The organism is Streptomyces sp. NPDC025793, from assembly GCF_055558375.1.
Genome location: NZ_JBVHMR010000001.1, coordinates 164,417 through 187,130 on the forward strand (window position 1 = coordinate 164,417; position 22,714 = coordinate 187,130).

A 22,714-nucleotide genomic window follows, 5' to 3' on the forward strand; every position below is an offset into this window, starting at 1 on the left:
GAAGCAGGCCCCGAACCCGCCCGCAATGACCCCTTTTACTAGTTGAGGCCGGATCCGCGAGAATCGTCGGCTCTGTGGCGTGGCTCTCCATGCCCAGGTCAAGAGGGGTGCCAGGGGGGACGTAACGGATATGTGGCACTACGGCCCCGGGTCGTAGGTGATCCGGGTCATGTGGGGTGCTTCACCGCCGGGGTGCCGCTGGGTGAGGTGCCGTGCTCGTCCGGTGAGGGATCCCGGGCGTCGAATGTGACCGCGGTCTCGAAGGCGGCCCGCCGGGTGGCCCGGCGCAGCGCGCGCAGCACCGCCGGGCCGAGGAACAGGGTCAGCACCACCGTGCACACGGCCCGGCCCAGGTCCCAGCCGAGCGAGGTGGCCAGGCAGTACGCGATGAAACGGGCCAGATTGGCGGGGACGGAGGCGTGCGCGTCGAAGGAGATGTCCGAGGCCGCGGTGGCGAGGAAGGGCCAGCCGGCGAGATTCATGACGGTGCCGTAGGCGAGGGAGGCGAGGAAGCCGTAGCCGGCGAGGAGGAACAGCTCCCACCTGCCCCGCAGGCGCACCGCCCCCGGCAGCAGCCCGGCCCCCATCGTGAACCACCCCATCGACAGCATCTGGAACGGCAGCCACGGCCCGACCCCGCCGGTGAGCAGGGCCGACGCGAACATCGTCACCGAGCCCAGGGTGAACCCGAAGCCCGGGCCGAGGACCCGGCCGCTGAGCACCATCAGGAAGAACATCGGCTCGATCCCGGCCGTCCCCGCGCCGATCGGGCGCAGCGCCGCCCCGGTCGCGGCCAGCACGCCCAGCATGGCCACGGCCTTCGGCCCGAGGTCCGACTCCGAGAGCGTCGCCGCCACGACCGCGACCAGCAGGACGAGCAGGCCCGCGAAGAGCCAGGGGGCGTCCTGGGCGTGGGCGCTCAACTGCGACGCGGGCGGGGCGAGGAAGGGCCAGCCGAAGGCGACCACGCCCACCGCGCCGACCAGCACGAGCGCGGCGAGGGAGCGGGGGCGGACGCGGACGGCGTGCAGGCGGGTCCCCGGGCGCGGGGCGCTCATGCCAGCGCCTCGCGCACCTCGGCCACCGTGAGCCACCGCTGCGGGGCGAGGACCTTCGTCACCTGCGGGGCGAAGGACGGCGACGAGACGACGACGTGGGCGGTCGGCCCGTCGGCGATGACCTCCCCCTCGGCGAGCAGCACCACCCGGTGCGCGATCTCGGCCGCCAGCTCCACGTCGTGCGTGGCCAGCACGATCGCGTGCCCCTCGGCGGCGAGCGCGCGCAGCACGGTCACCAGACGGGCCTTGGCCGCGTAGTCCAGGCCGCGCGTCGGCTCGTCGAGCAGCAGCAGGGGCGGCCGGCCGGTCAGCACGACGGCCAGGGCGAGCGCCAGACACTGCCCCTCGGACAGGTCGCGGGGGTGCGTGTCGTCCGTGATGCCCGGCAGCAGCTCGGACACCAGCGTCCGGCAGGTCCCCGGCTCGGCCCGGGCGTCCCGGTCCGCCGCCGCGCACTCGTCGCCGACCGTGTCGGCGTACAGCAGGTCACGCGGCTCCTGCGGGACCAGGCCGACGCGGCGCACGAGGTCGGGCGGTGCGGTGCGATGGGGGATGACCCCGCCGACGGTCACGCCGCCCGTGGTGGGGGTCACGAGGCCGACGAGGGAGCCGAGCAGGGTGGACTTTCCGGCGCCGTTGCGGCCCATGAGGGCGACGGTCTCGCCGGGCGCCACGGTGAGGTCGATCTGGCGCAGGGCGGTGATGCGGTCGCGGCGCACGCAGAGGGCGTGGATCTCGGCGGCGGCAGACGAGGCGTCGGTGGGTGGGGTGGGGGAGTTGCGGCGGCGGAGGCGGAATCGGCGTCCGGTACCGGTGTCGGCCGGGGGTGGGATCGCTTGCCGGCGCCGGCCGGGTGCCTCCCCCGCTCTCGGCTTCGCTCGCGCGGGGGAACCCCCGTCGCCCACCCGTGCCGCCCGGGCGGCACTGCCCGCAGCTGGGGCGGCTGCCAGTCGTTCCCGCAGGTCACCCGCTCTGCGCCGGGCGTCACGGACCGTCAGCGGAAGAGGGGTCCAGCCGGCCAGCCGGCCCAGGGCGACCACCGGCGGGTACACCGGGGAGACCGCCATGACCTCGGCCGGGGTGCCCACGACCGCGGCCTCGCCGGGGGCCGGGAGCAGGACGACCCGGTCGGCGTAGTGGACGACGCGTTCCAGGCGGTGTTCGGCCATCAGGATCGTCGTGCCGAGGTCGTGCACCAGGCGCTGGAGCACCGCCAGCACCTCCTCCGCCGCGGCCGGGTCCAGGGCGGAGGTCGGCTCGTCCAGGACCAGGACCCGGGGGTGCGGGGTGAGGACCGAGCCGATCGCGACGCGCTGACGCTGGCCGCCCGAGAGGGTGGCGATCGGGCGGTCGCGGAGCCCGGCGAGGCCCAGCAGGTCGAGGGTCTCCTCGACCCGGCGCCGCATCACCTCGGGGGCGAGGCCCAACGACTCCATCCCGTAGGCGAGTTCGTCCTCCACGGTGTCCGTGACGAAGTGGGCGAGCGGGTCCTGGCCCACCGTGCCGACCACGTCGGCGAGTTCGCGCGGCTTGTGGGTGCGGGTGTCGCGGCCGGCGACGGTGACGCGGCCGCGCAGGGTGCCGCCGGTGAAGTGCGGCACCAGCCCGCTCACCGCGCCGAGCACGGTGGACTTGCCGACCCCGGACGGGCCGACGAGCAGCACCAGTTCGCCCTCCGGCACCTCGAAGTCGATGCCCTGGACACAGGGTTCGGCCGCGCCGTCGTACACCACGGCGACGTCCTCGAAGCGGATCACGACGGCTCCTCGGGGCGCGTGGGTACGGCGAAGGCGGGCAGGAGGGAGAGGAGGACCGCCGCGGCGGGCCACAGGGGCAGGGCCGGGGCGACCAGGGGGACGACCCCCGGGTGCAGCGCCTGCGGGTCGCGGTCGGCGGCGAGGGTGAGGAGTGCGGCGACGGCGGCGCCGGAACCGGCCACCAGCCAGGCGCGCGCGTCCCACGGGTCCGGGCGGTACCGGGTGCGCAGCGAGCGCCGGCCGCCCAGCTTCAGCCCCGCGAGCGCGGCGGCGACCCCGGCGAGCAGCACCGGCAGCCCGTAGGTGCCGCCCTCCGCGGTGAGCAGCCCGTACGTCCCCGCGCACACGCCGAGCAGGCCGCCGAGGGTGAGCGCGGCCGTCGTACGGCGGACCCGCGCGGGAACCTCGGCGCTGCGGCCGTACCCCCGGGCCTCCATCGCGGCGGCGAGCGCGACCGAGCGTTCCAACGCGCCCTCCAGGACCGGCAGTCCGACCTGGAGCAGGCCGCGCAGGCCGCGGTCCGGGCGGCCGCGCAGCCGGCGGGCGGCGCGCAGCCGCTGGACGTCGGCGACGAGGTGCGGCGCGAAGGTGAGCGCGACGACGACGGCCACGCCGGTCTCGTACAGCGCGCCGGGCAGGGACTTGAGGAGGCGGCCCGGACCGGCGAGGGCGTTCGCCGCGCCGACGCAGATCAGGAGCGTCGCCAGTTTCAGGCCGTCGTACGCCGCGAAGACCAGCGCCTCGGCGGTCACCTTCCCGCCCAGCCGGATGCCCTGCGCCCAGTGGGGGAGCGGGACTTCGGGGAGCGTGAACAGGGTGTGGGTGCCAGGGACGGGGGAGCCCAGCACCACCGCGAACAGGACGCGGACGAGCAGGACGGCGAGGGCGAGCCTGGCGAAGGCGGCGTAGGAGCGGGCGAGGGGGGTGGGGGTGCGGTGCGTCGCGACGACGTACGCCGACGCGGATATGAGGAGGGCGAGCAGGAGAGGGTTGGTGGTGCGGGTGGCCGCGGTGCCGAGGCTCAGGGCCCACAGCCACCAGGCACCGGGGTGAACGGCACCCCCGGCCTGCTCAGTCATTCCGTTCGTTCCGTCGCCGCCGCGTCCGCCACACCGCCGCGCCCGCCAGCAGGACGACCGCTCCCACGCCGATCGGCAGCCCCAGCGCGGGCCCGTCCGAGGGGCTCTTCTCGGCGCCGTGCCCCGTGATGCGGCGTGCCTTCTGCGTGTCCGACACCTGCTCGCCGCACCCCCGGTGCGGATACCCGGCGATCGCGCACAGCAGGGCGTTGGTGTCGTAGCGCAGCGGCGGCGCGACGGCGGCCAGGGCGTCGGCGGTCGTCGCGTCGTCCGGCACCCGGGCACAGGCCGTACGGCCGGCCGGCGGGCTCTCGCCGGACGGCGCGTCCGCCGGGGTGCCGAAGTCGAGAACCAGCGCCACCCGCTTCATGCCGGACCTGGCCGGCGTGGCCGCGCAGATCTTCCGGAAGTCCGCCGTGCCGCGCGGCCGGCTCGCGTCGGCCGAGTCCGCGCTGACCGCGAAGCGGAAACCCGCCACCGCGCCGTCGTCGGGACGGGCGCTCGCCGGGCCCTGCGTGGCGTACGTCCACCGGCCGTCGGTGCGCTCCCAGAAGGACCAGTAGCGGTAACCGGCGGCATGCGCCTGGGTCACCGCGGCCGCGAGCAGGACGAACGCGGCCAGCGCCAGGCTCACCGCACGGCGGACCCCGGTCACGGCTGCTGCTTCTTCCGGCCGCTGAGCAGGAAGCCGATGCCGATGCCCGCGACGAGGCAGACACCGACGAACCACCAGAGGCCGAACGGCGAGCCGCCGTCGGACTTCTCGGGGCTCGGGGACGCGTGCCCGGCGGATTCCATGCTCGGCGCCGGGCCCTGCGCGTTGAGCGAGCGGACCAGGCTGGTGCCGCCGAAGTCGCCCGGCTGCGCGCCCACCGCGTGCGCGGCGAGGATCAGCTGCGCGTACGCCGCCGGGCCGCTCTGCCCGGCCCAGCGCGTGGCGTTGTGCTCCAGCCACGTGTAGGACCGCGACGCCTGCTCGACGCGCCCGTCGGCGGCGAGCGCGACGACCGCGTCCGCCGTGTTGCCGTAGTCCGGCTGGTCCGCGGCGCCGGGCAGCGCGGACGTCAGATGGCCGGTCTTGGCGACGGCCGACGCGAGGTTCGCACCCGCGTTGTCCGCGATCTGCGCCGGGGTGAGGTGCTCGCCGGCGGTGCACGCGCCACTGCCGGGCGCCTTGCCGGCCGTCGCGACGAACCCCTTGCCGAGCGCGCCGAGTACGCCCGCCGCCGTCGCGTCCGCGTTGGCCGCCAGGGCGCCCTTCTTGTCCGGCTGGAAGGCGAGGGCGCCGCCGCCGGGCTGCTCGCAGGGCACGGACAGGGCGGCGAGGAGGTCGTAGGGGGACTTGCCCGCCCTGGTGGTCCGCGCCGGGTCCGCGCCGGTCGCGGCGAGGGCGCCGATGACGACGGAGGTGGAGTTGGTGTCGCTGGCGCCGCCCGGGTTGTAGCCCCAGCCGCCGTCCGTGTTCTGCACGGACTTCAGCCAGGCGACCGCCCTGCCGACCGCGTCGTCGTGCCCGCCGGTCGCCCGCAGGGCCTGGACGGCGGCGGCCGTGCTGTTGGTGTCCACGATGACCTTGCTGTCGCAGGCCTTGTCCGGGGCGGCTCGGAACGCGGCGAACGCGCCGTTCGCGCACTGCTGGCCGGCGAGCCAGCCGACGGCCTGTGCGGCGGGCCGGTAGCCGAGCGTGCGCTGCGCGACCAGCGTCAGCGACTGGCGCCACACACCGTCGTAGGTCGGGTCGCCCGTGCCGTACAGCCCGGCCGGGATCGTGACCTTCGGAGACGGCGACGGAGCCGGGGACGCTCCGGCGGCCGTGGCGGGCGCGGCGGCGGCCAGCACGCCTACGGCGGCGAGAGCCGCTGCGCTGCGGCGGACGTTCATGGTCGGCGACTGCCTCTCCTGCGGGGAGCCGGGCAGCGCGCGGGGACCCCCCGGGCGGCTCGACTCCGTAGACCTCGACGGTGCCGTGCGCGGCGGGTCGCCGACGCACGTGAGCCGGTCAACGTCCCGTCCCGGGCGGTCCGGCTCACCGTCCGGCGACGGACGGTTCACGGTTGCGGGCTCAGCGCCGGAATTGCACCGGCTTCCCCCTGTACGGGTGTGATGACGACCCCGCCACTTTACCGGCAGGCGTGCGCGAGCGGGGGGGTGGCCGTGGGCACAGGGCGGCGGTGACCGGGGTCACGGCGATCCGGGTGCGACGTCGGCGGGGGTGGGCCCCTGAACCGGTGATGCCGTCAGGCGGCACCGAGCGCCCGGTCGCACTCCGCCGCGTCCTCCCCCTCCGCCACCCAGTACACCCGGGTCGGCAGACACGCGCCGTCCGCCGACTCCGCGAAGCGGATCGCGGCGGCCCGCTGCCGGCTCGGCGTGGCGTCCACCCGTGTCCCGCACGCCATCGCCAGCGCCACCCCGGCCAGATCCACCCCGGTGGCCCGCTCCACCAGCCAGGGAATGAGGTCGCCCGGAAGGAACGGCGCGACCCCGGTCACCCGGGGGCCCCGGCCGGTCAGCCGCAGCCGCACGTGCGCCACGGTGTGCGTGAGGCCCAGCGCCCGCACCGCCCGCTCGACCGTCTGCCGCAGGAAGCGGTTGTGCAGCAGGCCGTCGTGGGCGTGGACCGAGTGCCGCAGCGGCAGGTCCCCCGGCGCCCCCGGGGTGGTGCGGGTGAGCGCGGCGATGCGGACCTCGTCGTCCAGGACCACCGTTTCCGCGGACACCAGCGGGCCGTCGAGGTCACCGGGCCCGTCCGGGGCCAGGCGGTGCCGGGCGAGCAGTGCCGTGGACGTCACGGGGTCGGTGCAGGCCCCGGCCGTCTCGTACGACAGGCCGGGCAGCCCCAGATGCCCGGTGATCCGCGCGGCGGTGCGCAGATGCTCCCTGGTCCAGGTCAGCACGCCCGCGACCGGATGCCGGTCCGCGTACCGGGCGAGCGCACCGGCCGTCTCCGCCTCGTGCGTGGGGTCGGCCGGGAGATGGCCGGACAGGAAGGGCCGCGCCCAGCCGGGTACGGCGGTGTCGACCAGGATCACGGGGCGGGCCTCGGCGATCCGCTCCAGCGGGACCCCGTACGCGGCGGGGCCGGCCCCGAGCAGAAGGACGGGCTGCGGCATCGGCGCATCACCTTTGCGGGAGAGGCAGGGCGGACGGCGAGGCGGGACGGTCGAACGGGCAGCGGAACACCCCGGGTGCCGCTCCCCCCGTGTGCGGCACCCGGGGCGGGTCGAAATCTTGCTCTCTGTGTCGTGATCCTCACCCACCGCACGCTCAACTGTCAACTATTCCTGCCTCGTTGGGCAGGGAGCCTTGTCAGATCTGGTCGGCGAACGGACGACCGGGTACCCTCGCCTCTCGTCCCGTCGCCCGGTCGAGGGACGGACGCCACATGCTCAGGGGGGCCTCGGTGAGTGACGCCTACACCTCGCTGGCCGAAGTTCTGGCCAGACTCGGGGAGTTGACCGGCCGGCCCGGCCGGCTTCCGGAGACCCTCGACGTGGCCGGCCTCTCCCATCGCACCGGCATCCCCGTCGGCACCGTCGTGGAGCTGCTCGCCGGCGGCCGGGCGCCCGAGGCCGGGCTGGCCCAACGCGTGCGCCAGCGGCTGGACTTCATCCGCGAGACCCGGCGCCGACCCGACGGCAAACGGTACTCGCTGGACGAGCTGGCCAGGATCGCCGGCACCAGCCGGCAGTGGCTGAGCGAGTGGCGCAAGAGCGGGCTGCCGAGCCTGGAGCACACCGACCGGCTGCGCAGGTTCTTCGGGCTGCCGGCCGGCTTCTTCACGGCCGACGAACCGGAGGCGCTGCACGAGGCGTTACAGCCGGTGCTCCAGGGCCTGGAGGCCGAGGCGGACCCGCTGTTGCGGCTGCGCGAGAGCGGCCTGGTCCGGCTCGCCGCGCGGGCCCCGCAGATGAACGCCCGCCAGCTCGCCACGCTCGCCGACCTCGCCGAGATGATCGTCCTCTCGGAACGGGTCTCCTCGGACCGGGCTTCCTCGGACCGGGCTTCCTCGGACCGGGCGGGGAACGCAAGCCGGTGAAGCCTTCCAGGTCACCGAAGCGCTTCCTCGACCGGCTGGTGCGCGACACGGCCCGTACCCTCACCGCGCCGACCGGTGCCGAGGCCTTCCTGCACGCGCTGTGCGACACGCTCAGCCCGCAGGTGGACCGCCCGGTCCGGCTGAAGTTCGTCACCTTCCCGCCCGGGCTGGACGTCTCCGGGATCACGCTCGCGATGGACGAGCGGTACATCGTCGTCGTCGAGAGCCGCGCCCCCGACCCGCACAAGTTCGTCATCGCCGGGCACGAGATCGGCCACATCCACTACGGCACCCTCGACGTGCACCACCCGGCCGGACCGCCCGCCGCCGCCCGCCGCCTGCTGTCCCGGTACGCCGGTGACACCGGGGACGCCGGGCGCACCGCAGACGACGACATCCCCTGGGGGCAGGTCGTCGCCATGGCCACCCGGTGCCCGGCCGCCGCTGCCGCCGCCGCGGCCGAGTGGGAGGCCGAGGAGTGCGGGCTGCGCCTCGCCGCGAAGTTCCCCAGGGTCGTCGGGCCCGGCGCGGCCGCCGGCCGCAGCACCCAGGACACCCTCACCGGCCGCCTGTCGTCCTCCCTGGGCAACATCGGCGGACCCTGATGCGCTGGGACGTCTCCGGCACCGTCGCCGCCTACGCGGTCCCCGGTGCCCTGCTCGCCGTGGCGTTCGTCATCAAACTCCCGCTGCTGCGCCGCGCCTGGCAGGAGGACCCCATCCTGCGGGCCACCGCGCTGCTGCTCGGCATCGGCGCGGTCGTCTTCGCCTCGCTGCCGCCGGCCAACCTGCACCGCCTCAACGCGTTCACCGGCATCCCCAACTTCGCGGGCGTGTGGGTGTATTCACTCCTCACCGCCTACTGCGGCGCCTGCCTGTGGCTCATCATCACCTGGCGCGAACCCCCCTCCGCCGCGCGCCGCCGGCGCACCCGGCTGGTGTGGATCGCGTACACGGCCATCATCGCGGGACTGTGGACGACGTTCTCGCTCGGCGACCACCACGTGGAGCGGCTGCGCGACCTCGACACCTACTACGCCGACACGCCCTGGATGCGCGAGTTCGGGATGCTGTACCTGGCCGCGCACCTCGTCTCCGCCCTGGTCGCGGCCCGCATGCTGTGGGCCTGGTACAAGGAGGTCGAGGACACCTGGCTGCGCCGGGCCGTCATCTTCCTCCAGGTCGCCTACGCCCTCGGGCTCGTCTTCGACGTCGCCAAGCTCGCCGCCGTCAGCGCCCGTTGGAGCGGCCGTGACTGGGACTGGCTGTCGACGTACGCCGCCCCGCCGTTCGCCATGGCCGAGGCGCTGCTGGTCGCCACCGGATTCATCGCCGGGCAGGCCGGACCGGCGGTCGAGGAGCGCCGCCGGCTGGTGCGCACCCACCGGCTGCTGCGGCCGCTGTGGCAGACCATGCTGACGGTCGCCGCGCCGGCGGCCCCCGCGACCGGCCGGGTCAGCGGCGCCGCCCTGCGCCTCGAACTGCGCCGGGCCGCCATCAACGACGGCCTGCTCAAACTGGCCCCGCACCTCAGCCGCGCCCGCCGCGAACGGATCCGTACGACGGCCCGGTCCGCCGGCCACCCGGACGACGAGGCGCGGGGCATCGCCGGCGCGGTGGACATCCTGATCGCGGCCGACGTGCTGCACGCCCCGGCCGGCGGGGGTGAACCGCCCGCCGCCGCCCACGAGGAACACGTGGACCACGCGGGCCGGCCCGGCGCCGCGGCGGGCCTGTCCGACAGCGAGCTGGAGTCCATCGCGCACGCGCTGCGACTCCACACGCCGGTCGTCGAAAGCTTCCGCCGGCAGACGGCCGCCACGGAGGGTCTCACGCACGGCGGCAGGCCTCAACCAGCCGTGCCGGCCTGGGGAGTCGGCCCCGCGAAGGGCAGCCGCAGCACCCGGCGGACCAGCAGCCACCGGCCGTCGACCCGGCGGAACGAGTCCTCGTAGGTCCCGACCTGGACGGGCGGACCGGCGGGCACCATGCCTCCGCCGTACCCGTCGACGCGGTAGGTCGCGAAGTACGAGACGGCGGTGGCGGTGTCCGGCCCGGTCACGGTGACGAGGACGTTGGACATGAACCGGCGCGAGAGCCGGTCGGCGGGCCGGGAGCCGAAGTACTCCCGCAGCGCCTCCCGCCCCGCCACCCGCCGTCCGTCCCCCGGCGGGGGCCACTCCCAGACGCCGTCCTCGGTGAACAGCCCGGCCACGCCGGCCGGTTCGCCGAGGTCGAGGCGGTGGACGAAGTCGGTGATCAGGCGCTCGCAGGCGCGCTCGGCGAGCAGAAGCTCCAAAGGTTCCATGAGGCTGTCTACAGGAAAGCCGCGCCCGAGGTGAGCCGACCGCCGGTCACACCGCCGTGTACGCCACCGGCTCGCTCCCCGTCACCGCCTCCGCCCGGCCCTGTTTCACGAGCCGGCGCAGATGGGCCTCGGCCTCCGAGACGGCGATGTTCCTGGAGCCGTACGGGATCTGCTCCCACGGGCGGTTCCACTCCATCCGCGTGGCGAGCTGCCAGGCGGTGAGCGGCTCGGCGAGCAGGGCGAGCAGGCCGGCCAGCCGTTCCTCGTGGTGATCGAGCAACTTGCGTACCCGGCCCGGCGCGTCGGTGAAGGTGTGCTCGTGTGCGGGGAGGACCTCGGCGGGGGCGAGCCGGCCGATCCGCTCCAGGGAGTCGAGGTAGTCGCCGAGGGGGTCGGTGACGGTCGTGTCGTCGGGGTCCTCGTACAGGCCGATGTGCGGGGTGATCCCCGGGAGCAGGTGATCTCCGCTGAACAGCCGCCCGTGACCGGCGAGTCGGGCCGGATGCTCCTCTTCCAGATGCAGGCACACATGCCCCGGCGTGTGCCCCGGCGTCCAGATCGCGCGCAGCCGGCGGCCGGGCAGGTCGAGGAGTTCGCCCGGGACGATCTCCCGGTCCGGGAGGGCGGGGGAGAGGCCGGGCAGGGTCCGCGGGCGCGGGGTGCGCAGGGGAGCCACGTGCGCTTCGGGCGCCCCGGCCGCCGTCAGCTTGGCCGCCATGTACGTGTACCACCGCTCGGGCGGCGTCTCCCGCGTCCTGCGCACGATCGCCGCGTCGGCCGGATGCAGCGCCACCCAGGCACCGGAGGCCTCACGCACCCGCGCGGACAGCCCGTGGTGGTCCGGGTGATGGTGGGTGACGACGACGCCGTACACCTCGCCCACCGCCGTGCCGCACGCCGCGAGCCCCGCCACGAGGGTGTCCCAGGAACCGGGATCGTCCCACCCGGTGTCCACCAGCACCGGCCCCCGGTCGCTCTCCACGACGTACACCAGCGTGTGTCCGAGGGGGTTGTCCGGGATCGGCACCGCAACGGACCGTACGCCCCCGCCGTGATCGAACGTCGTCGCCATCTGTCCTCCGCCCCACCGCCATTGCTCACTATAACTAGAACTGATATCAGTTCTGAAACAGCGTCAGAAAGGTGGCGGCGGCCATGACCGAGCTCATGGAACACGGACAGCTGTTCATCGGCGGGGAGTTGACCGACCCCGCGGGCAAGGACGTCATCGAGGTGATCTCGCCGCACACCGAGGAGGTCATCGGCCGGGTGCCGCACGCCTCGCGGGCGGACGTCGACCATGCGGTGGCCGTGGCGCGCCGCGCCTTCGACGAGGGGCCCTGGCCGCGGGCGACACAGGAGGAGCGGATCGAGGTCGTCACCCGCATCAAGGACGGCATCGCCGCCCGGCACGAGGAGATCGCCCGGGTGATCTCCTCGGAGAACGGCTCGCCGTACTCCTGGAGCGTCCTCGCCCAGGCGCTCGGCGCGATGATGGTGTGGGACGCGGCGATCAGGGTCGCGCAGGGATATGTGTACGAGGAGCGGCGCGACGGCGTCCTCGGGCCGATCCTCGTCCGGCGGGAGCCGGTCGGGGTGGTCGCGGCCGTGGTCCCGTGGAACGTCCCCCAGTTCGTCGCCGCCGCCAAGCTCGCGCCCGCGCTGCTGGCCGGGTGCACGGTCGTGCTGAAGCCGTCCCCGGAGTCCCCGCTGGACGCCTACCTGCTGGCCGGGATCGCCCGCGACGCCGGTCTTCCCGAGGGGGTGCTCTCGGTCCTCCCCGCAGACCGGGAGGTCAGCGAGTACCTGGTCGGGCACCCCGGCATCGACAAGGTCTCCTTCACCGGCTCGGTCGCGGCCGGCAAGCGCGTGATGGAGGTCGCCGCCCGCCATCTGGCCCGGGTCACACTGGAGTTGGGCGGCAAGTCGGCGGCGGTCGTGCTGCCCGACGCGGACGTGGCGACGGCGGTCGCCGGCATCGTCCCGGCCGCCTGGATGAACAACGGGCAGGCGTGCGTCGCCCAGACCCGCATCCTCGTCCCGCGCACCCGCTACGACGAGTACGCCGACGCCTTCGCGGCCGCGGCGAGCGCGCTCAGGGTCGGCGACCCGCTGGACCCGGCGACCCAGGTCGGCCCGCTGGTCGCCCGCCGCCAGCAGCAGCGCAACCTCGACTACATCCGGATCGGCCAGGAAGAAGGCGCCAAGATCCTCACCGGCGGCGGCCGCCCGGCGGGCCTGGAGCGCGGCTGGTACGTCGAACCGACCCTCTTCGGCGACGTCCACAACGGCATGCGGATCGCCCGCGAGGAGATCTTCGGCCCGGTGATCTGCCTGCTCCCGTACGGCGACGAGGACGAGGCCGTGAAGATCGCCAACGACTCGGACTACGGTCTGTCGGGCAGTGTGTGGACGGCCGACGTCGAGCACGGCATCGAGGTCGCCCGCCGGGTCCGCACCGGCACCTACTCGGTCAACACCTTCAGCCTGGACATGCTCGGCCCGTTCGGCGGCTACAAGAACTCCGGTTTGGGGCGGGAGTTCGGCCCGGAGGGGTACGGCGAGTACCTCGAACACAAGATGATCCACCTTCCGGCAGGGGCGTGAGCATGGGCGACCGCTGGCACGTCGAGGTCGACCGTTCGGTGTGCATCGGCTCGGCCCAGTGCCTCCACCACGCCCCCGACGCCTTCCGCCTCGACTCCGCCCGTCAGTCCCACCCGATCGCCCCGGACACGGACGCGACGGAGTCCGTCCTGGAGGCGGCCGAGAGCTGTCCGGTGGAGGCGATTGCGATCACGCTGGCGGGAAGTGGGGAGGGGATTTTTCCGGCGGAGGAGTGAGGGCGCGTCCTGGCGTGTCTTGCCCGGTATCGGCCGGGAGTTCTGCCTCCTTGTCAGGAACGAGAGTTCCCACATCGAATGCGTGACCTCTTGGGGCGATGCTCGTTGACTACGGCGAGGGGATCTGCGAACGGGGGGAGGTTGCCGAGTGGGCGGGAAGTTCCGGCCGCGGCCCGGCTGCGTGGTGCAGGCGTACCGGTTCGCACTTGACCCGAACTCCGGGCAGGAGCGGGCGCTCAGGTCGCACTGCGGTGCGGCACGTGCCGTCTACAACTGGGCGGTGTCGTGGGTGACCGCCTCGTGGTGGCAGCGCAGGGCCGAGGCTTCCTACGGCATCGGCGAGGAAGAGCTGACGCCGTGGCGGGCGTGGTCGCTGCCCGCGCTGCGCAAGGAGTTCAACCGGGTCAAGATCACTGACCCGCGCTTCGCCGGATGGTGGGAGGAGAACTCCAAGGAGGCCTACAGCACCGGTCTGGCCAATGCCGCCGCCGCGTTCGACAACTACGCCGAGTCCAGGAACGGCAAGCGCAAGGGCCGCAAGATGAGTGCGCCCCGGCACAAGCCGAAGCGGAAGGCGCGCCTGTCCTGCCGGTTCACCACCGGCACCCTCCGCGTCGAGGCCGACGGCCGTCACGTTACGCTGCCCCGGCTGGGCACGATCCGCGTGCACGAACGCGCCGATAACCTGCGTGACCGCCTCGCGGCAGGGACCGCGCGTATCCTGTCGGCGACTGTGCGGCATGAGCGCGGGCGCTGGTTCGTGTCCTTTCAGGTTGAGGTGACACGGGATCTGGTCCGCGTCGCCCGCCCTGATGTGGCGGTCGGCATCGACCTTGGTGTGAAGCACCTGGCGGTGATGGCCGACAGCACGGGGGAGATCCGCTACGAGCCCAACCCGAAGTGCCTGGATGGTTCCCTGAAGCTGCTGCGTCGGCACTCGCGCCGCGTCTCCCGAAGGCAGGGGCCCGACCGGCGTACGGGGCGGAAGCCCTCGAAGCGGTGGGAGAAGGCCAATGCTGAGCGCAACAGGGTGTACCACCGGGCGGCGAACCAGCGAAGTGACGTCCTGCACAAGCTCACGACCCGCATCCGGGCCGAGTACGGCACCGTCGTGGTGGAAGACCTCAACGTCGCCGGGATGCTCAAGAACCGGCGTCTCGCGCGAAAGATTGCCGACGCCGGGTTCGGCGAGATCCGCCGCCAGCTCACCTACAAGGGTCAGCGCAACGCCACCCGCACCGTCGTGGCCGGCCGCTGGTATCCCTCCTCCAAGACCTGCTCGAACTGCGGTGCGGTGAAAGCCAAGCTGCCGCTGCATGTCCGAGTCTTCGACTGCGACGAGTGCCGACTCGTGATGGACCGGGACGAGAACGCAGCTCACAACCTTGTCGCCCTCGTGGCGGCTGCGACAACAGGTACCGGAGTGGCCGGAGACCTGGACACCCGATCGGTGTCGAAGCCTCGTGGAGCCGACCGTAAGACCCGCGCCACCCGACCCAGTCGCAAGGCGGGGCCGGGGCGGGCAGGTGGCGCGACCCTGCCGCTCCAGCGGCGGGAGGAAGCGAGAGACCGTACTCAAACCGAAGCCCTCACGCTTTGGTGATGTGACGGACCATCCGGGCCGTAATGTCCGGATTACTGAGGGCCGTTGAGGCTCTTGGTAGCGGAACGCCATGAACGTCCAGCCGCCCGTGCTCCTCGCCGCCCTCGTCTTCCTCGCCCTCTACGGCGGAGTCGTCCTGCCCGCCGTGTGGTCGCGCAAGCCCGCCCGCCGTGCCGCGGCGCTCACGGTGCTCGGCCGGCTCCTGGACGCGCTGCGGCACTGGACGCGGCGGTGATCAGGAATGCCCGCCCGGCTCCGTCAGGTCGATCAGGCGGCACACCGTCTCGATGTCGATCTTCACCTGGGCGATGGAGGCACGGCCCGACAGCCAGGTGATGAGGGCCGAGTGCCAGGTGTGTTCGATGACGCGCACCGCCGAGAGCTGCTCGGGGGTGGGGTGCTCCAGGCCCATCGCGTCCAGGATGATCACCGTCGTCTGGCGGGAGACCTGGTCGACCTCGGGGGAGACGCTGCGGTCGGCGAAGGTGAGGGCCCGGACCATCGCGTCGGCGAGGTGCGGCTCGCGCTGCAGGGCGCGGAAGGCGCGCATCAGGGTCTCCGCGACGCGCTCGGCGGCCGTGTCGCCCGCCGGGGGCTTCTTGCGCAGCGTGCCGTGCATGTGCTCCAGCTGGTCCTGCATGGTGGCGACCAGCAGGTGCACCTTGGAGGGGAAGTAGCGGTACAGGGTGCCGAGGGCGACCTGGGAGGACTCGGCGACCTCGCGCATCTGGACGGCGTCGAAACCGCCCCGGCTGGCCAGCTGGGCGCTGGCGTGCAGGATCCTGCGACGGCGGGCCTCCTGCCGCTCGGTGAGCGGCGACGAGGCCGACGACGAGGGCCGGACCGTACTCGCTTCCAGCTTGGATTCCGCAGGCATGGGTCCCGCTCCGTGACAGTCGGTGAGGGCGTCTGTAGGGCACGTGATCAAACAGCATGACAGAGCGGTCCGCCGTGGCGTGAATCACCTGATCCACCGCTCACAGCTCCCTTACCTGCCGGTAGATTCAGAGCTTCTTGAACGATCAAGTCTGAAACTTGTTCTAGATTAGCGTCCCGGCGTAGTCTCGCGGGACAGCGCAGGCAGAAGGGGGCACGGAGTGACCGCTGAGGCCCGTGCCGCGGGTGTCCAGGAGGATCCTGCGGCCGACGGCGGGCGACCGCTCGACATCGCGCTCCTCACCTATAAAGGGAACCCGTTCTGCGGCGGCCAGGGTGTCTACGTACGGCATCTCTCGCGCGAACTGGCCCGCCTGGGACACCGGGTCGAGGTGATCGGCTCGCAGCCGTACCCGGTCCTCGACGAGGGGTGTCCGGGGCTCACGCTCACGGAGCTGCCGAGCCTCGACCTGTACCGCCAGCCCGACCCCTTCCGCACCCCCGGGCGGGGCGAGTACCGGGACTGGATCGACGGACTCGAAGTCGCGACCATGTGGACCGGCGGGTTTCCCGAGCCGCTGACGTTCTCCCTGCGCGCCCGGCGCCATCTGCTGGCCCGGCGCGGTGAGTTCGACGTCGTCCACGACAACCAGACCCTGGGATACGGCCTGTTGGGCGACATCGGCGCGCCCCTCGTCACCACCATCCACCATCCCATCACCGTCGACCGGCGGCTGGAGCTGGACGCGGCCGAGGGCTGGCAGCGCCGCTACTCGGTCCGGCGCTGGTACGCCTTCACCCGGATGCAGAAGCGCGTCGCCCGCCGGCTGCCCTCCGTCCTCACCGTCTCCGGCACCTCCCGCCAGGAGATCGTGGACCACCTCGGCGTGCGCGACGACCGTATCCACGTGGTCCACATCGGCGCCGACACCGACCTGTTCTCGCCGAATCCGGCCGTGCCCGAGGTACCGGGCCGGATCGTCACCACCTCCAGCGCCGACGTGCCGCTGAAGGGCCTGGTCTTCCTCGTGGAGGCGCTCGCCAAGGTGCGCACCGAGCACCCGGCCGCCCACCTCGTCGTCGTCGGCAAGCGCCCCGAGGAGGGGCCGGTGGCGGCGGCCGTCGAGCGGTACGGCCTCGCCGGCGCCGTCGAGTTCGTCAAGGGCATCTCCGACGCCGAACTCGTCGACCTGATCCGCTCCGCCGAGGTCGCCTGCGTGCCCTCGCTCTACGAGGGCTTCTCGCTGCCCGCCGCCGAGGCCATGGCCACCGGCACCCCGCTGCTCGCCACGACCGGCGGCGCGATCCCCGAGGTCGCCGGCCGCGACGGCGATACCTGTCTGGCCGTACCGACCGGCGACGCGGGCGCGCTCGCCGCCGGGCTCGTACGGCTGCTCGGCGACCCGGAGCTGCGCGCCCGGCTCGGCCGGGCCGGCCGGCAGCGAGTGCTCGCGCGCTTCACCTGGGCCCGGGCCGCCGAGGGGACCGTCACCCGCTACCGCGAGGCCATCGCACGCACCGGCGGCCTGCGCCGCAAGCCCCCCATCGAGAGCCGCCCCGCGGCCGCAGCAACAGGCGTCTACACCGAAAGCAGGGCCACGTGCTGACCGTCGACTTCTCCCGGTTCCCGCTCGCCCCGGGCGACCGTGTCCTGGACCTCGGCTGCGGTGCCGGCCGGCACGCCTTCGAGTGCTACCGGCGCGGCGCCCAGGTCGTGGCCCTGGACCAGAACGGCGAGGAGATCCGCGAGGTCGCCAAGTGGTTCGCGGCGATGAAGGAGGCCGGCGAGGCGCCCGAGGGGGCCACCGCCACCGCGATGGAGGGCGACGCCCTCTCACTCCCCTTCCCCGACGAGTCCTTCGACGTCGTCATCATCTCCGAGGTGATGGAGCACATCCCCGACGACAAGGGCGTGCTCGCCGAGATGGTCCGCGTCCTCAGGCCGGGCGGCCGCATCGCCATCACCGTCCCCCGCTACGGACCCGAGAAGGTCTGCTGGGCGCTGTCCGACGCCTACCACGAGGTCGAGGGCGGCCACATCCGCATCTACAAGGCCGACGAACTGACGGCGAAGGTCCGCGAGGCCGGCCTCAGGCCGTACGGCAGCCACCACGCGCACGCGCTGCACTCGCCGTACTGGTGGCTGAAGTGCGCGTTCGGCGTCGACAACGACAAGGCGCTGCCGGTGCGGGCGTACCACAAGCTGCTGGTCTGGGACATCATGAAGAAGCCGCTGGCCACCCGGGTCGCCGAGCAGGCGCTCAACCCGGTCATCGGCAAGAGCTTCGTGGTCTACGCCACCAAGCCGCACCTGCCGCGCGTCGCGGAGGGTGCGCACGAGGCGGCCGCCAAGTGACCACCCCCCGGACAGAACACCTCGTCCTGCCCGGGGTCCTCACCGCCGGGCAGGCCGCCGCGACCGTCCGCGGCATCCTCGCCGTACAGCGGGAGGACGGCGCGATCCCGTGGTTCCGCGGGCATCACCTGGACCCCTGGGACCACACCGAGGCCGCGATGGCCCTGGACGCGGCCGGCGAGCACACGGCCGCCGAGCGGGCGTACACCTGGCTGGCCCGGCACCAGAACGAGGACGGCTCCTGGTACGCCGCCTACGCCGACGGCGCCCACGACGACGTCACCGACCGCGGCCGCGAGTCGAACTTCGTCGCCTACATAGCCGTCGGCGTCTGGCACCACTACCTCTCCACCGGCGACGACACCTTCCTGGACCGCATGTGGCCCAGCGTCTACGCGGCCGTGGAATGGGTCCTGCGGCTCCAGCGGCCCGGCGGCCAGATCGGCTGGCGGCAGGACGACGACGGCACGCCCGCCACGGACGCCCTGCTCACCGGCAGCTCCTCCGTCCACCACGCGCTGCGCTGCGCCCTCGCGATCGCCGAGCAGCGCGAAGAGCCGCAGCCGGACTGGGAGTTGGCGGCCGGCGCGCTGCGCCACGCGATCCGCCGCCACCCGGAGCGCTTCCTCGACAAGGACCGCTACTCGATGGACTGGTACTACCCGGTCCTCGGCGGCGCCCTCACCGGCGAGGAGGCCAGGGCCCGCATCGCCGAGTCCTGGGACCGCTTCGTCGTCCCCGGCCTGGGCGTGCGCTGCGTGGTCCCCAACCCGTGGGTGACCGGCGGCGAGTCCAGCGAGCTCGCCCTCGCCCTGTGGGCCGTGGGGGAGTCGGACCGCGCCCTGACCGTCCTGCAGTCCATCCAGCACCTGCGCGACCCCGACAGCGGCCTGTACTGGACCGGCTACGTCTTCGACGACGACACGATCTGGCCGCGCGAGCTGACCGCCTGGACGGCGGGCTCCCTGCTGCTCGCGGTGGCGGCCCTGGGCGGCCACGAGGCGACGTGCGCGGTGTTCGGGGGCGAGCAGCTGCCGGCGGGACTGGACCCGGACTGCTGTAACTGAGCCCCGCGCCCGCGGACGAGATCGCAACCGGAAGTCCCCCAAGTGGCGCACCCCGGCCAACCGCGCCACCCTGCCAAGGGAACGGAAAACTCGGGGAAAACGTCCGGAGGACCCCGTGCGCGTACCGAACCGACGCCACGTCGTGGCGCTCACGCTCTCCACCGCCCTGCTGGCCGGTTCCGCGGCCTGCGGAACCGGCGAGATGACCAGTACGAAGGACACGAAGGACACGAAGGACACCGTGGCGGTCCGGGCGGTCCCCGCCGCCGCCAAGCCCAGCCCGACCACCTCGGCGGAACGCCAGAAGTTCGCCAAGACCCGGTTCGTGGCGAACGCGGGCCTCGCGGCCGGCGCGACCTACCAGTGGATCGTGAAGCCCTGGAAGGCGGGCAAGTTCAAGAAGGGCGCCGACGGCCGCAAGTCGGCCCTGGTGAAGGCCGCGCTGGCCGGTGCCTTCACCTACAACCGCCTCAAGGCCGCCGAGCGCAACGCCCAGGGCGACCCGGCGCTCGCCAAGGCGCTCGCGCCGCTCTCCTCGGGCATCGACGCGCTGAAGAACCTGCCGGCCAAGCTCAAGAACGGCGACGCCGGCGCGGTCGGCTCCTTCAACGACACGATCAACAAGGTCAAGGGCGCGGGCGCGAGCGCGGGCGCCCCGGTCCAGAACAAGGTGCCCTCGGCCGCGCAGCTCACCAAGGGTTAGGCGATGTCTAGGAGTTCAGTTCCGCCAGCACCTTGAGCGTGTGCGGGTCCGGTGACACGGCCAGCAGGTCCGTCACCGGGCCCGCCCGCCACGCGTCCAGCCGCTCGGCGATCCGCGCACGCGGGCCGACCAGCGAGATCTCGTCGGCGAAGGCGTCCGGCACGGCGCGTACGGCCTCCTCGCGCCGCCCGGCCAGGAACAGCTCCTGGATCCGCCGGGCCTGCTCCGCGTACCCCATGCGGGCCATCAGGTCGGCGTGGAAGTTGCGGGCCGCGTGTCCCATCCCGCCGATGTAGAAGCCGAGCATGGCCTTGACGGGCAGCAGCCCCTCGGCCACGTCGTCGCAGACCCGCACCTGGGCCAGCGGCGCCACCATGAACCCCTCGGGCAGCTTCCGCACCGCCTCCCCGTACGCCTCGGGCCTGCTCGGCGCCCAGTACAGCGGCAGCCACCCGTCGGCGATCCGGATCGTCTGGGCGACGTTCCTCGGCCCCTCGGCACCGAGCAGGACGGGCAGGCCGGGCCGGAGCGGATGCGTGATCGACTTCAGCGGCCGGCCGAGCCCGGTGCCGTCCGGGCCCCGGTACGGCAGCGGATGGAACCGCCCGTCCATCGCCACGGGCCCCTCCCTGCGCAGGACTTGCCGTACGACGTCCACGTACTCCCGGGTCGCGGTCAGCGGCGAGGCCGGGAACGGACGGCCGTACCACCCCTCCACCACCTGCGGCCCCGACAGCCCGAGCCCGAGCATCATCCGTCCGCCGGAGAGATGGTCCAGGGTGAGGGCGTGCATGGCGGTGGCGGTCGGTGTGCGGGCGGCCATCTGGGCAACTCCCGTACCCAGCCTGATCGTCGAGGTCCGCGCCGCGATCCAGGTGAGCGGTGTGAAGGCATCGGATCCCCACGACTCCGCGGTCCACACCGAGTCGTACCCGAGCCGCTCCGCCTCGACGGCCAGCGGCACGTGCCCGGCGTCCGGACCGCGTCCCCAGTACCCGAGTGCGAGGCCGAGCCGCATACGCCACCTGCTTCCCGAGGTTTCTGACATAGTGTCAGATCACTGACCGGGAGCCGAGGTTACGACAACGGCCCCCCGCCCGGAAGGGCGAGGGGCCGTACGTCCCGGCGTGCGGGGCTCAGCCGCGCTGGATGCCGGAGGTGTCCTGGAGGACGCCGCGACGGCCGTCCTGGGTCTGCGCGACGAGCGTGGCACCGCGCTGCTCGACGGCCAGGTACCAGGTGCCCGGCGCCAGTTCGGCGATCGGGGCCGGCGCGCCGTCCTCACCGAACAGCGGCCGGGTCACCGGCACGGCGAACCAGAACGGCGAGAAGTCCGCCGGGGCCGGCTGCGCGCCGGCCGGAGCGGCCGCCTGCGGCTGCGCGGCGGCGGGCGGCTGCTGCTGCCCGAAGGGCTGACCGGGCTGCGGCTGCGCACCGTACGGCTGCTGCGGGGCCGGGGCACCCGGGTAGCCGTAACCGCTCGGCGGCTGGGCGCCGTAGGGCTGCGGGGCGGCCGGCTTGGCCGCCGGGACCAGGGCGCCTGGAGGGCGGGGACGAGGGGGGTGGCGATGGCGGCGCCCGCCATGACCAGCGTGGCGATGAGGGCGATGATCAGGCCGGTGCCGGCGCTGAAGCCGTTGCTCGTACCGCTGCCGATGTTGTCGATGCCGCCGGCCGGGTCGAAGATGTTGCCGAGCGCGCTCCAGGCGGCGAACACCGTGAACGCGACGCCGAACTGACGGAGGTCGAGACCGGCGACCTTGGGCGCCTGCGGCAGCCCGCGAGCGACGACGATCAGGGCGGCCCCGATGACGCCCGCCAGGATGACGCCCAGCAGGACCGGGCCGCTGCTCCAGGCGTTGGGGATCTCCGAGCTGTTGACTCCGTCGATCGAGTAGAGGCTGAGGAACGACGCGATCAACAGCACCACCGCTGCTCCGATCACCACGCCGTCGCCTCTAGTGAGGGAGCGGATATTCACTTCAGGTCCTTCGTAGGTCGTCTCTCGTCGTCGGTAGACACTACCGTCCGCAAGATCCGGCCGTCCGGCCGTATCCGCCCGCCGGTCACGACTCGCGCAGGAAACTCACGATTCCGTCAGACATCCCTTGCGCCGCCTTCTGCCGCCAGGCCCCGCTGGTCAGCAGTGCCGAGTCCTTGCTATCGCGCATGTTGCCGCACTCGATGAACACCTTCGGAACTGTTGACAGATTGAGACCCCCCAGGTCCGTACGCGTGACGAGACCGGTGCCCTTGCCGACGTAGTTGGACGGCGGCTCCGCGGTGTCGCGCAGGAAGTTGCCCGCGATGCGGGTGCCCAGGTCGCGGGAGGGGCCGACGATCTTCCGGGTGTCGGCGGCGCCGGCGTGCACGGATCCCGGCAGGATCACATGGAAGCCGCGGTCGCCCTCGGCGGCGCCGTCGGCGTGGATGGAGATCGCGGCGTCGGCATGGGCGTCGTTCCCGAACCGGGCTCGCTCGTCCACGCACGGCCCCCAGGCCGGGCTGTCCCCGTCACGGGTCAGCTTCACCGTGGCGCCCTGCTTCTCCAGCAGCGTGCGCAGCCGGTGGGCGACGTCGAGGGTGAACCGGGCCTCGGTGTAACCGTCGTTGGTGGACGTACCGGTGGTGTCGCACTCCTTCTTGTTCGTCCCGATGTCGACCTGGCGGTTGATCTCGCCGGCGTGCTGGAAGTTGCCCTGGTTGTGCCCGGGGTCGATGACGACGACCTTCCCCGCGAGCGAACCGGACCCGCCGGCCGCGTCCTTGCCGTCGCCGGCGGGCGAGGCGGAGTCGGTCGAGGGGGACGAGTGGGACGGGTGGGACGAGGACGCGGTGGAGGTGCCGGAGGCCGACGCGGCGGAAGCGGCGTGGTCCGAGCCGCCGCCTCCCACGGCCTCGTACACCACCCAGCCGAGCAGCGCACCGGGCACCAGAGCGGCGAGCGCCACGGTCAGGGGGCCGCGCCGGGGCCGGCGCGGCTGCGGGGTTTCGAATTCCGGGCCTGTGTACGACACGTCTGCGAC

General features: G+C 73.3%; 22 protein-coding genes and 1 pseudogene. 11 read left to right on the forward strand and 12 right to left on the reverse strand.

All coding sequences use genetic code 11. The features are described from left to right. Nucleotides 1-167: 167 nt before the first annotated feature. The 6 genes from ACZ4MF_RS00810 to ACZ4MF_RS00835 form a co-directional block, all read right to left on the reverse strand. A complete protein-coding gene (locus ACZ4MF_RS00810; RefSeq protein WP_467488517.1) occupies nt 168-1,058 on the reverse strand; it encodes an ECF transporter S component in 891 nt (296 codons plus the stop codon). Beyond that, entirely contained in the window at nt 1,055-2,815 is a 1,761-nt protein-coding gene (locus tag ACZ4MF_RS00815; RefSeq protein ID WP_467488519.1) for an ABC transporter ATP-binding protein, read from the reverse strand. Before ACZ4MF_RS00815 ends, ACZ4MF_RS00810 begins: the two co-directional genes overlap by 4 nt. Further along, complete coding sequence (locus tag ACZ4MF_RS00820; RefSeq protein ID WP_467488521.1) at nt 2,812-3,894, reverse strand: CbiQ family ECF transporter T component; 1,083 nt, start codon at nt 3,892-3,894, stop codon at nt 2,812-2,814. Before ACZ4MF_RS00820 ends, ACZ4MF_RS00815 begins: the two co-directional genes overlap by 4 nt. Then, complete coding sequence (locus ACZ4MF_RS00825; protein WP_467488523.1) at nt 3,887-4,549, reverse strand: SCO2322 family protein; 663 nt, start codon at nt 4,547-4,549, stop codon at nt 3,887-3,889. The genes ACZ4MF_RS00820 and ACZ4MF_RS00825 overlap by 8 nt, the downstream gene beginning before the upstream one ends. Continuing rightward, a complete protein-coding gene (locus ACZ4MF_RS00830; protein WP_467488525.1) occupies nt 4,546-5,775 on the reverse strand; it encodes a prenyltransferase/squalene oxidase repeat-containing protein in 1,230 nt (409 codons plus the stop codon). Before ACZ4MF_RS00830 ends, ACZ4MF_RS00825 begins: the two co-directional genes overlap by 4 nt. A 356-nt stretch (nt 5,776-6,131) precedes the next feature. Next, nucleotides 6,132-7,007 (reverse strand): ATP-grasp domain-containing protein, encoded by an 876-nt coding sequence (locus ACZ4MF_RS00835; RefSeq protein ID WP_467488527.1) that lies wholly within the window; start codon nt 7,005-7,007, stop codon nt 6,132-6,134. Between the two features lie 290 nt (nt 7,008-7,297). On the opposite strand from ACZ4MF_RS00835, the gene ACZ4MF_RS00840 reads away from it, so the two are divergent. From ACZ4MF_RS00840 to ACZ4MF_RS00850, 3 genes are read left to right on the forward strand one after another with little or no spacing between them, the layout of a single operon-like run. After that, complete coding sequence (locus ACZ4MF_RS00840; RefSeq protein ID WP_467488529.1) at nt 7,298-7,933, forward strand: XRE family transcriptional regulator; 636 nt, start codon at nt 7,298-7,300, stop codon at nt 7,931-7,933. Then, a complete protein-coding gene (locus ACZ4MF_RS00845) occupies nt 7,930-8,538 on the forward strand; it encodes a hypothetical protein (protein ID WP_467488531.1) in 609 nt (202 codons plus the stop codon). Before ACZ4MF_RS00840 ends, ACZ4MF_RS00845 begins: the two co-directional genes overlap by 4 nt. Further along, a complete protein-coding gene (locus tag ACZ4MF_RS00850) occupies nt 8,538-9,887 on the forward strand; it encodes an MAB_1171c family putative transporter (protein WP_467488533.1) in 1,350 nt (449 codons plus the stop codon). Before ACZ4MF_RS00845 ends, ACZ4MF_RS00850 begins: the two co-directional genes overlap by 1 nt. Here ACZ4MF_RS00850 and ACZ4MF_RS00855 read toward each other — a convergent pair. Next, entirely contained in the window at nt 9,782-10,240 is a 459-nt protein-coding gene (locus ACZ4MF_RS00855) for a nuclear transport factor 2 family protein (protein WP_362822199.1), read from the reverse strand. The two genes, ACZ4MF_RS00850 and ACZ4MF_RS00855, sit on opposite strands and share 106 nt — an antisense overlap. Before the next feature lie 46 nt (nt 10,241-10,286). Then, entirely contained in the window at nt 10,287-11,312 is a 1,026-nt protein-coding gene (locus ACZ4MF_RS00860; protein ID WP_467488535.1) for an MBL fold metallo-hydrolase, read from the reverse strand. An 83-nt stretch (nt 11,313-11,395) separates the two neighbouring features. Here ACZ4MF_RS00860 and ACZ4MF_RS00865 point away from each other — a divergent pair, with 83 nt between their 5' ends. The 4 genes from ACZ4MF_RS00865 (at nt 11,396) to ACZ4MF_RS00880 (ending at nt 14,921) form a co-directional block, all read left to right on the forward strand. Then, nucleotides 11,396-12,847, forward strand: a complete 1,452-nt coding sequence (locus ACZ4MF_RS00865; RefSeq protein ID WP_467488537.1) for an aldehyde dehydrogenase — start codon at nt 11,396-11,398, stop codon at nt 12,845-12,847. Nucleotides 12,848-12,849: 2 nt separating this feature from the next. Then, nucleotides 12,850-13,083, forward strand: coding sequence for a ferredoxin (locus tag ACZ4MF_RS00870; RefSeq protein WP_467488539.1), 234 nt, complete (start codon nt 12,850-12,852; stop codon nt 13,081-13,083). A 148-nt stretch (nt 13,084-13,231) separates the two neighbouring features. After that, on the forward strand, nt 13,232-14,686 hold the full coding sequence (gene tnpB / locus ACZ4MF_RS00875; protein WP_467488541.1) for an IS607 family element RNA-guided endonuclease TnpB: 1,455 nt from the start codon (nt 13,232-13,234) through the stop codon (nt 14,684-14,686). A 70-nt stretch (nt 14,687-14,756) separates the two neighbouring features. Continuing rightward, nucleotides 14,757-14,921, forward strand: a complete 165-nt coding sequence (locus tag ACZ4MF_RS00880) for a hypothetical protein (RefSeq protein WP_467488543.1) — start codon at nt 14,757-14,759, stop codon at nt 14,919-14,921. Here the strand turns inward: ACZ4MF_RS00880 and ACZ4MF_RS00885 are convergent, their stop codons facing one another. Then, a complete protein-coding gene (locus tag ACZ4MF_RS00885) occupies nt 14,922-15,563 on the reverse strand; it encodes a TetR family transcriptional regulator (RefSeq protein WP_356030580.1) in 642 nt (213 codons plus the stop codon). A 220-nt stretch (nt 15,564-15,783) separates the two neighbouring features. Between ACZ4MF_RS00885 and ACZ4MF_RS00890 the strand changes: the two genes are divergently transcribed. From ACZ4MF_RS00890 to ACZ4MF_RS00905, 4 genes are all read left to right on the forward strand, one after another. Then, entirely contained in the window at nt 15,784-17,169 is a 1,386-nt protein-coding gene (locus ACZ4MF_RS00890) for a glycosyltransferase family 4 protein (RefSeq protein WP_467488545.1), read from the forward strand. Then, the gene (locus tag ACZ4MF_RS00895; RefSeq protein WP_467488547.1) at nt 17,163-17,918 is read left to right on the forward strand and encodes a class I SAM-dependent methyltransferase; all 756 of its coding nucleotides are present in this window, start codon (nt 17,163-17,165) and stop codon (nt 17,916-17,918) included. The genes ACZ4MF_RS00890 and ACZ4MF_RS00895 overlap by 7 nt, the downstream gene beginning before the upstream one ends. Then, nucleotides 17,915-18,985, forward strand: coding sequence for a prenyltransferase/squalene oxidase repeat-containing protein (locus tag ACZ4MF_RS00900; protein WP_467488549.1), 1,071 nt, complete (start codon nt 17,915-17,917; stop codon nt 18,983-18,985). The genes ACZ4MF_RS00895 and ACZ4MF_RS00900 overlap by 4 nt, the downstream gene beginning before the upstream one ends. Nucleotides 18,986-19,100: 115 nt before the next feature. Next, nucleotides 19,101-19,688, forward strand: a complete 588-nt coding sequence (locus ACZ4MF_RS00905) for a hypothetical protein (protein WP_467488551.1) — start codon at nt 19,101-19,103, stop codon at nt 19,686-19,688. Nucleotides 19,689-19,695: 7 nt separating this feature from the next. Here the strand turns inward: ACZ4MF_RS00905 and ACZ4MF_RS00910 are convergent, their stop codons facing one another. From ACZ4MF_RS00910 to ACZ4MF_RS00920, 3 genes and pseudogenes are all read right to left on the reverse strand, one after another. Then, nucleotides 19,696-20,706: an LLM class F420-dependent oxidoreductase gene (locus tag ACZ4MF_RS00910; RefSeq protein WP_467488553.1), complete on the reverse strand. Its 1,011-nt coding sequence runs from the start codon at nt 20,704-20,706 to the stop codon at nt 19,696-19,698. 118 nt (nt 20,707-20,824) lie between these two features. Next, nucleotides 20,825-21,669, reverse strand: a pseudogene (locus tag ACZ4MF_RS00915) (hypothetical protein). A gap of 85 nt (nt 21,670-21,754) precedes the next feature. Continuing rightward, a complete protein-coding gene (locus tag ACZ4MF_RS00920; protein ID WP_467488555.1) occupies nt 21,755-22,705 on the reverse strand; it encodes an N-acetylmuramoyl-L-alanine amidase in 951 nt (316 codons plus the stop codon). Nucleotides 22,706-22,714 lie beyond the last annotated feature (9 nt).

Bases quoted from the DNA above. Each gene is read 5' to 3' on its own strand.
- ACZ4MF_RS00830 (WP_467488525.1), bottom strand. From the start codon at position 5,775: ATGAACGTCCGCCGCAGCGCAGCGGCTCTCGCCGCCGTAGGCGTGCTG.
- ACZ4MF_RS00865 (WP_467488537.1), top strand. From the start codon at position 11,396: ATGACCGAGCTCATGGAACACGGACAGCTGTTCATCGGCGGGGAGTTG.
- ACZ4MF_RS00860 (WP_467488535.1), bottom strand. From the start codon at position 11,312: ATGGCGACGACGTTCGATCACGGCGGGGGCGTACGGTCCGTTGCGGTG.
- ACZ4MF_RS00885 (WP_356030580.1), bottom strand. From the start codon at position 15,563: ATGCCTGCGGAATCCAAGCTGGAAGCGAGTACGGTCCGGCCCTCGTCG.
- ACZ4MF_RS00810 (WP_467488517.1), bottom strand. From the start codon at position 1,058: ATGAGCGCCCCGCGCCCGGGGACCCGCCTGCACGCCGTCCGCGTCCGC.
- ACZ4MF_RS00820 (WP_467488521.1), bottom strand. From the start codon at position 3,894: ATGACTGAGCAGGCCGGGGGTGCCGTTCACCCCGGTGCCTGGTGGCTG.
- ACZ4MF_RS00870 (WP_467488539.1), top strand. From the start codon at position 12,850: ATGGGCGACCGCTGGCACGTCGAGGTCGACCGTTCGGTGTGCATCGGC.
- ACZ4MF_RS00835 (WP_467488527.1), bottom strand. From the start codon at position 7,007: ATGCCGCAGCCCGTCCTTCTGCTCGGGGCCGGCCCCGCCGCGTACGGG.
- ACZ4MF_RS00880 (WP_467488543.1), top strand. From the start codon at position 14,757: ATGAACGTCCAGCCGCCCGTGCTCCTCGCCGCCCTCGTCTTCCTCGCC.
- ACZ4MF_RS00855 (WP_362822199.1), bottom strand. From the start codon at position 10,240: ATGGAACCTTTGGAGCTTCTGCTCGCCGAGCGCGCCTGCGAGCGCCTG.
- ACZ4MF_RS00850 (WP_467488533.1), top strand. From the start codon at position 8,538: ATGCGCTGGGACGTCTCCGGCACCGTCGCCGCCTACGCGGTCCCCGGT.
- ACZ4MF_RS00910 (WP_467488553.1), bottom strand. From the start codon at position 20,706: ATGCGGCTCGGCCTCGCACTCGGGTACTGGGGACGCGGTCCGGACGCC.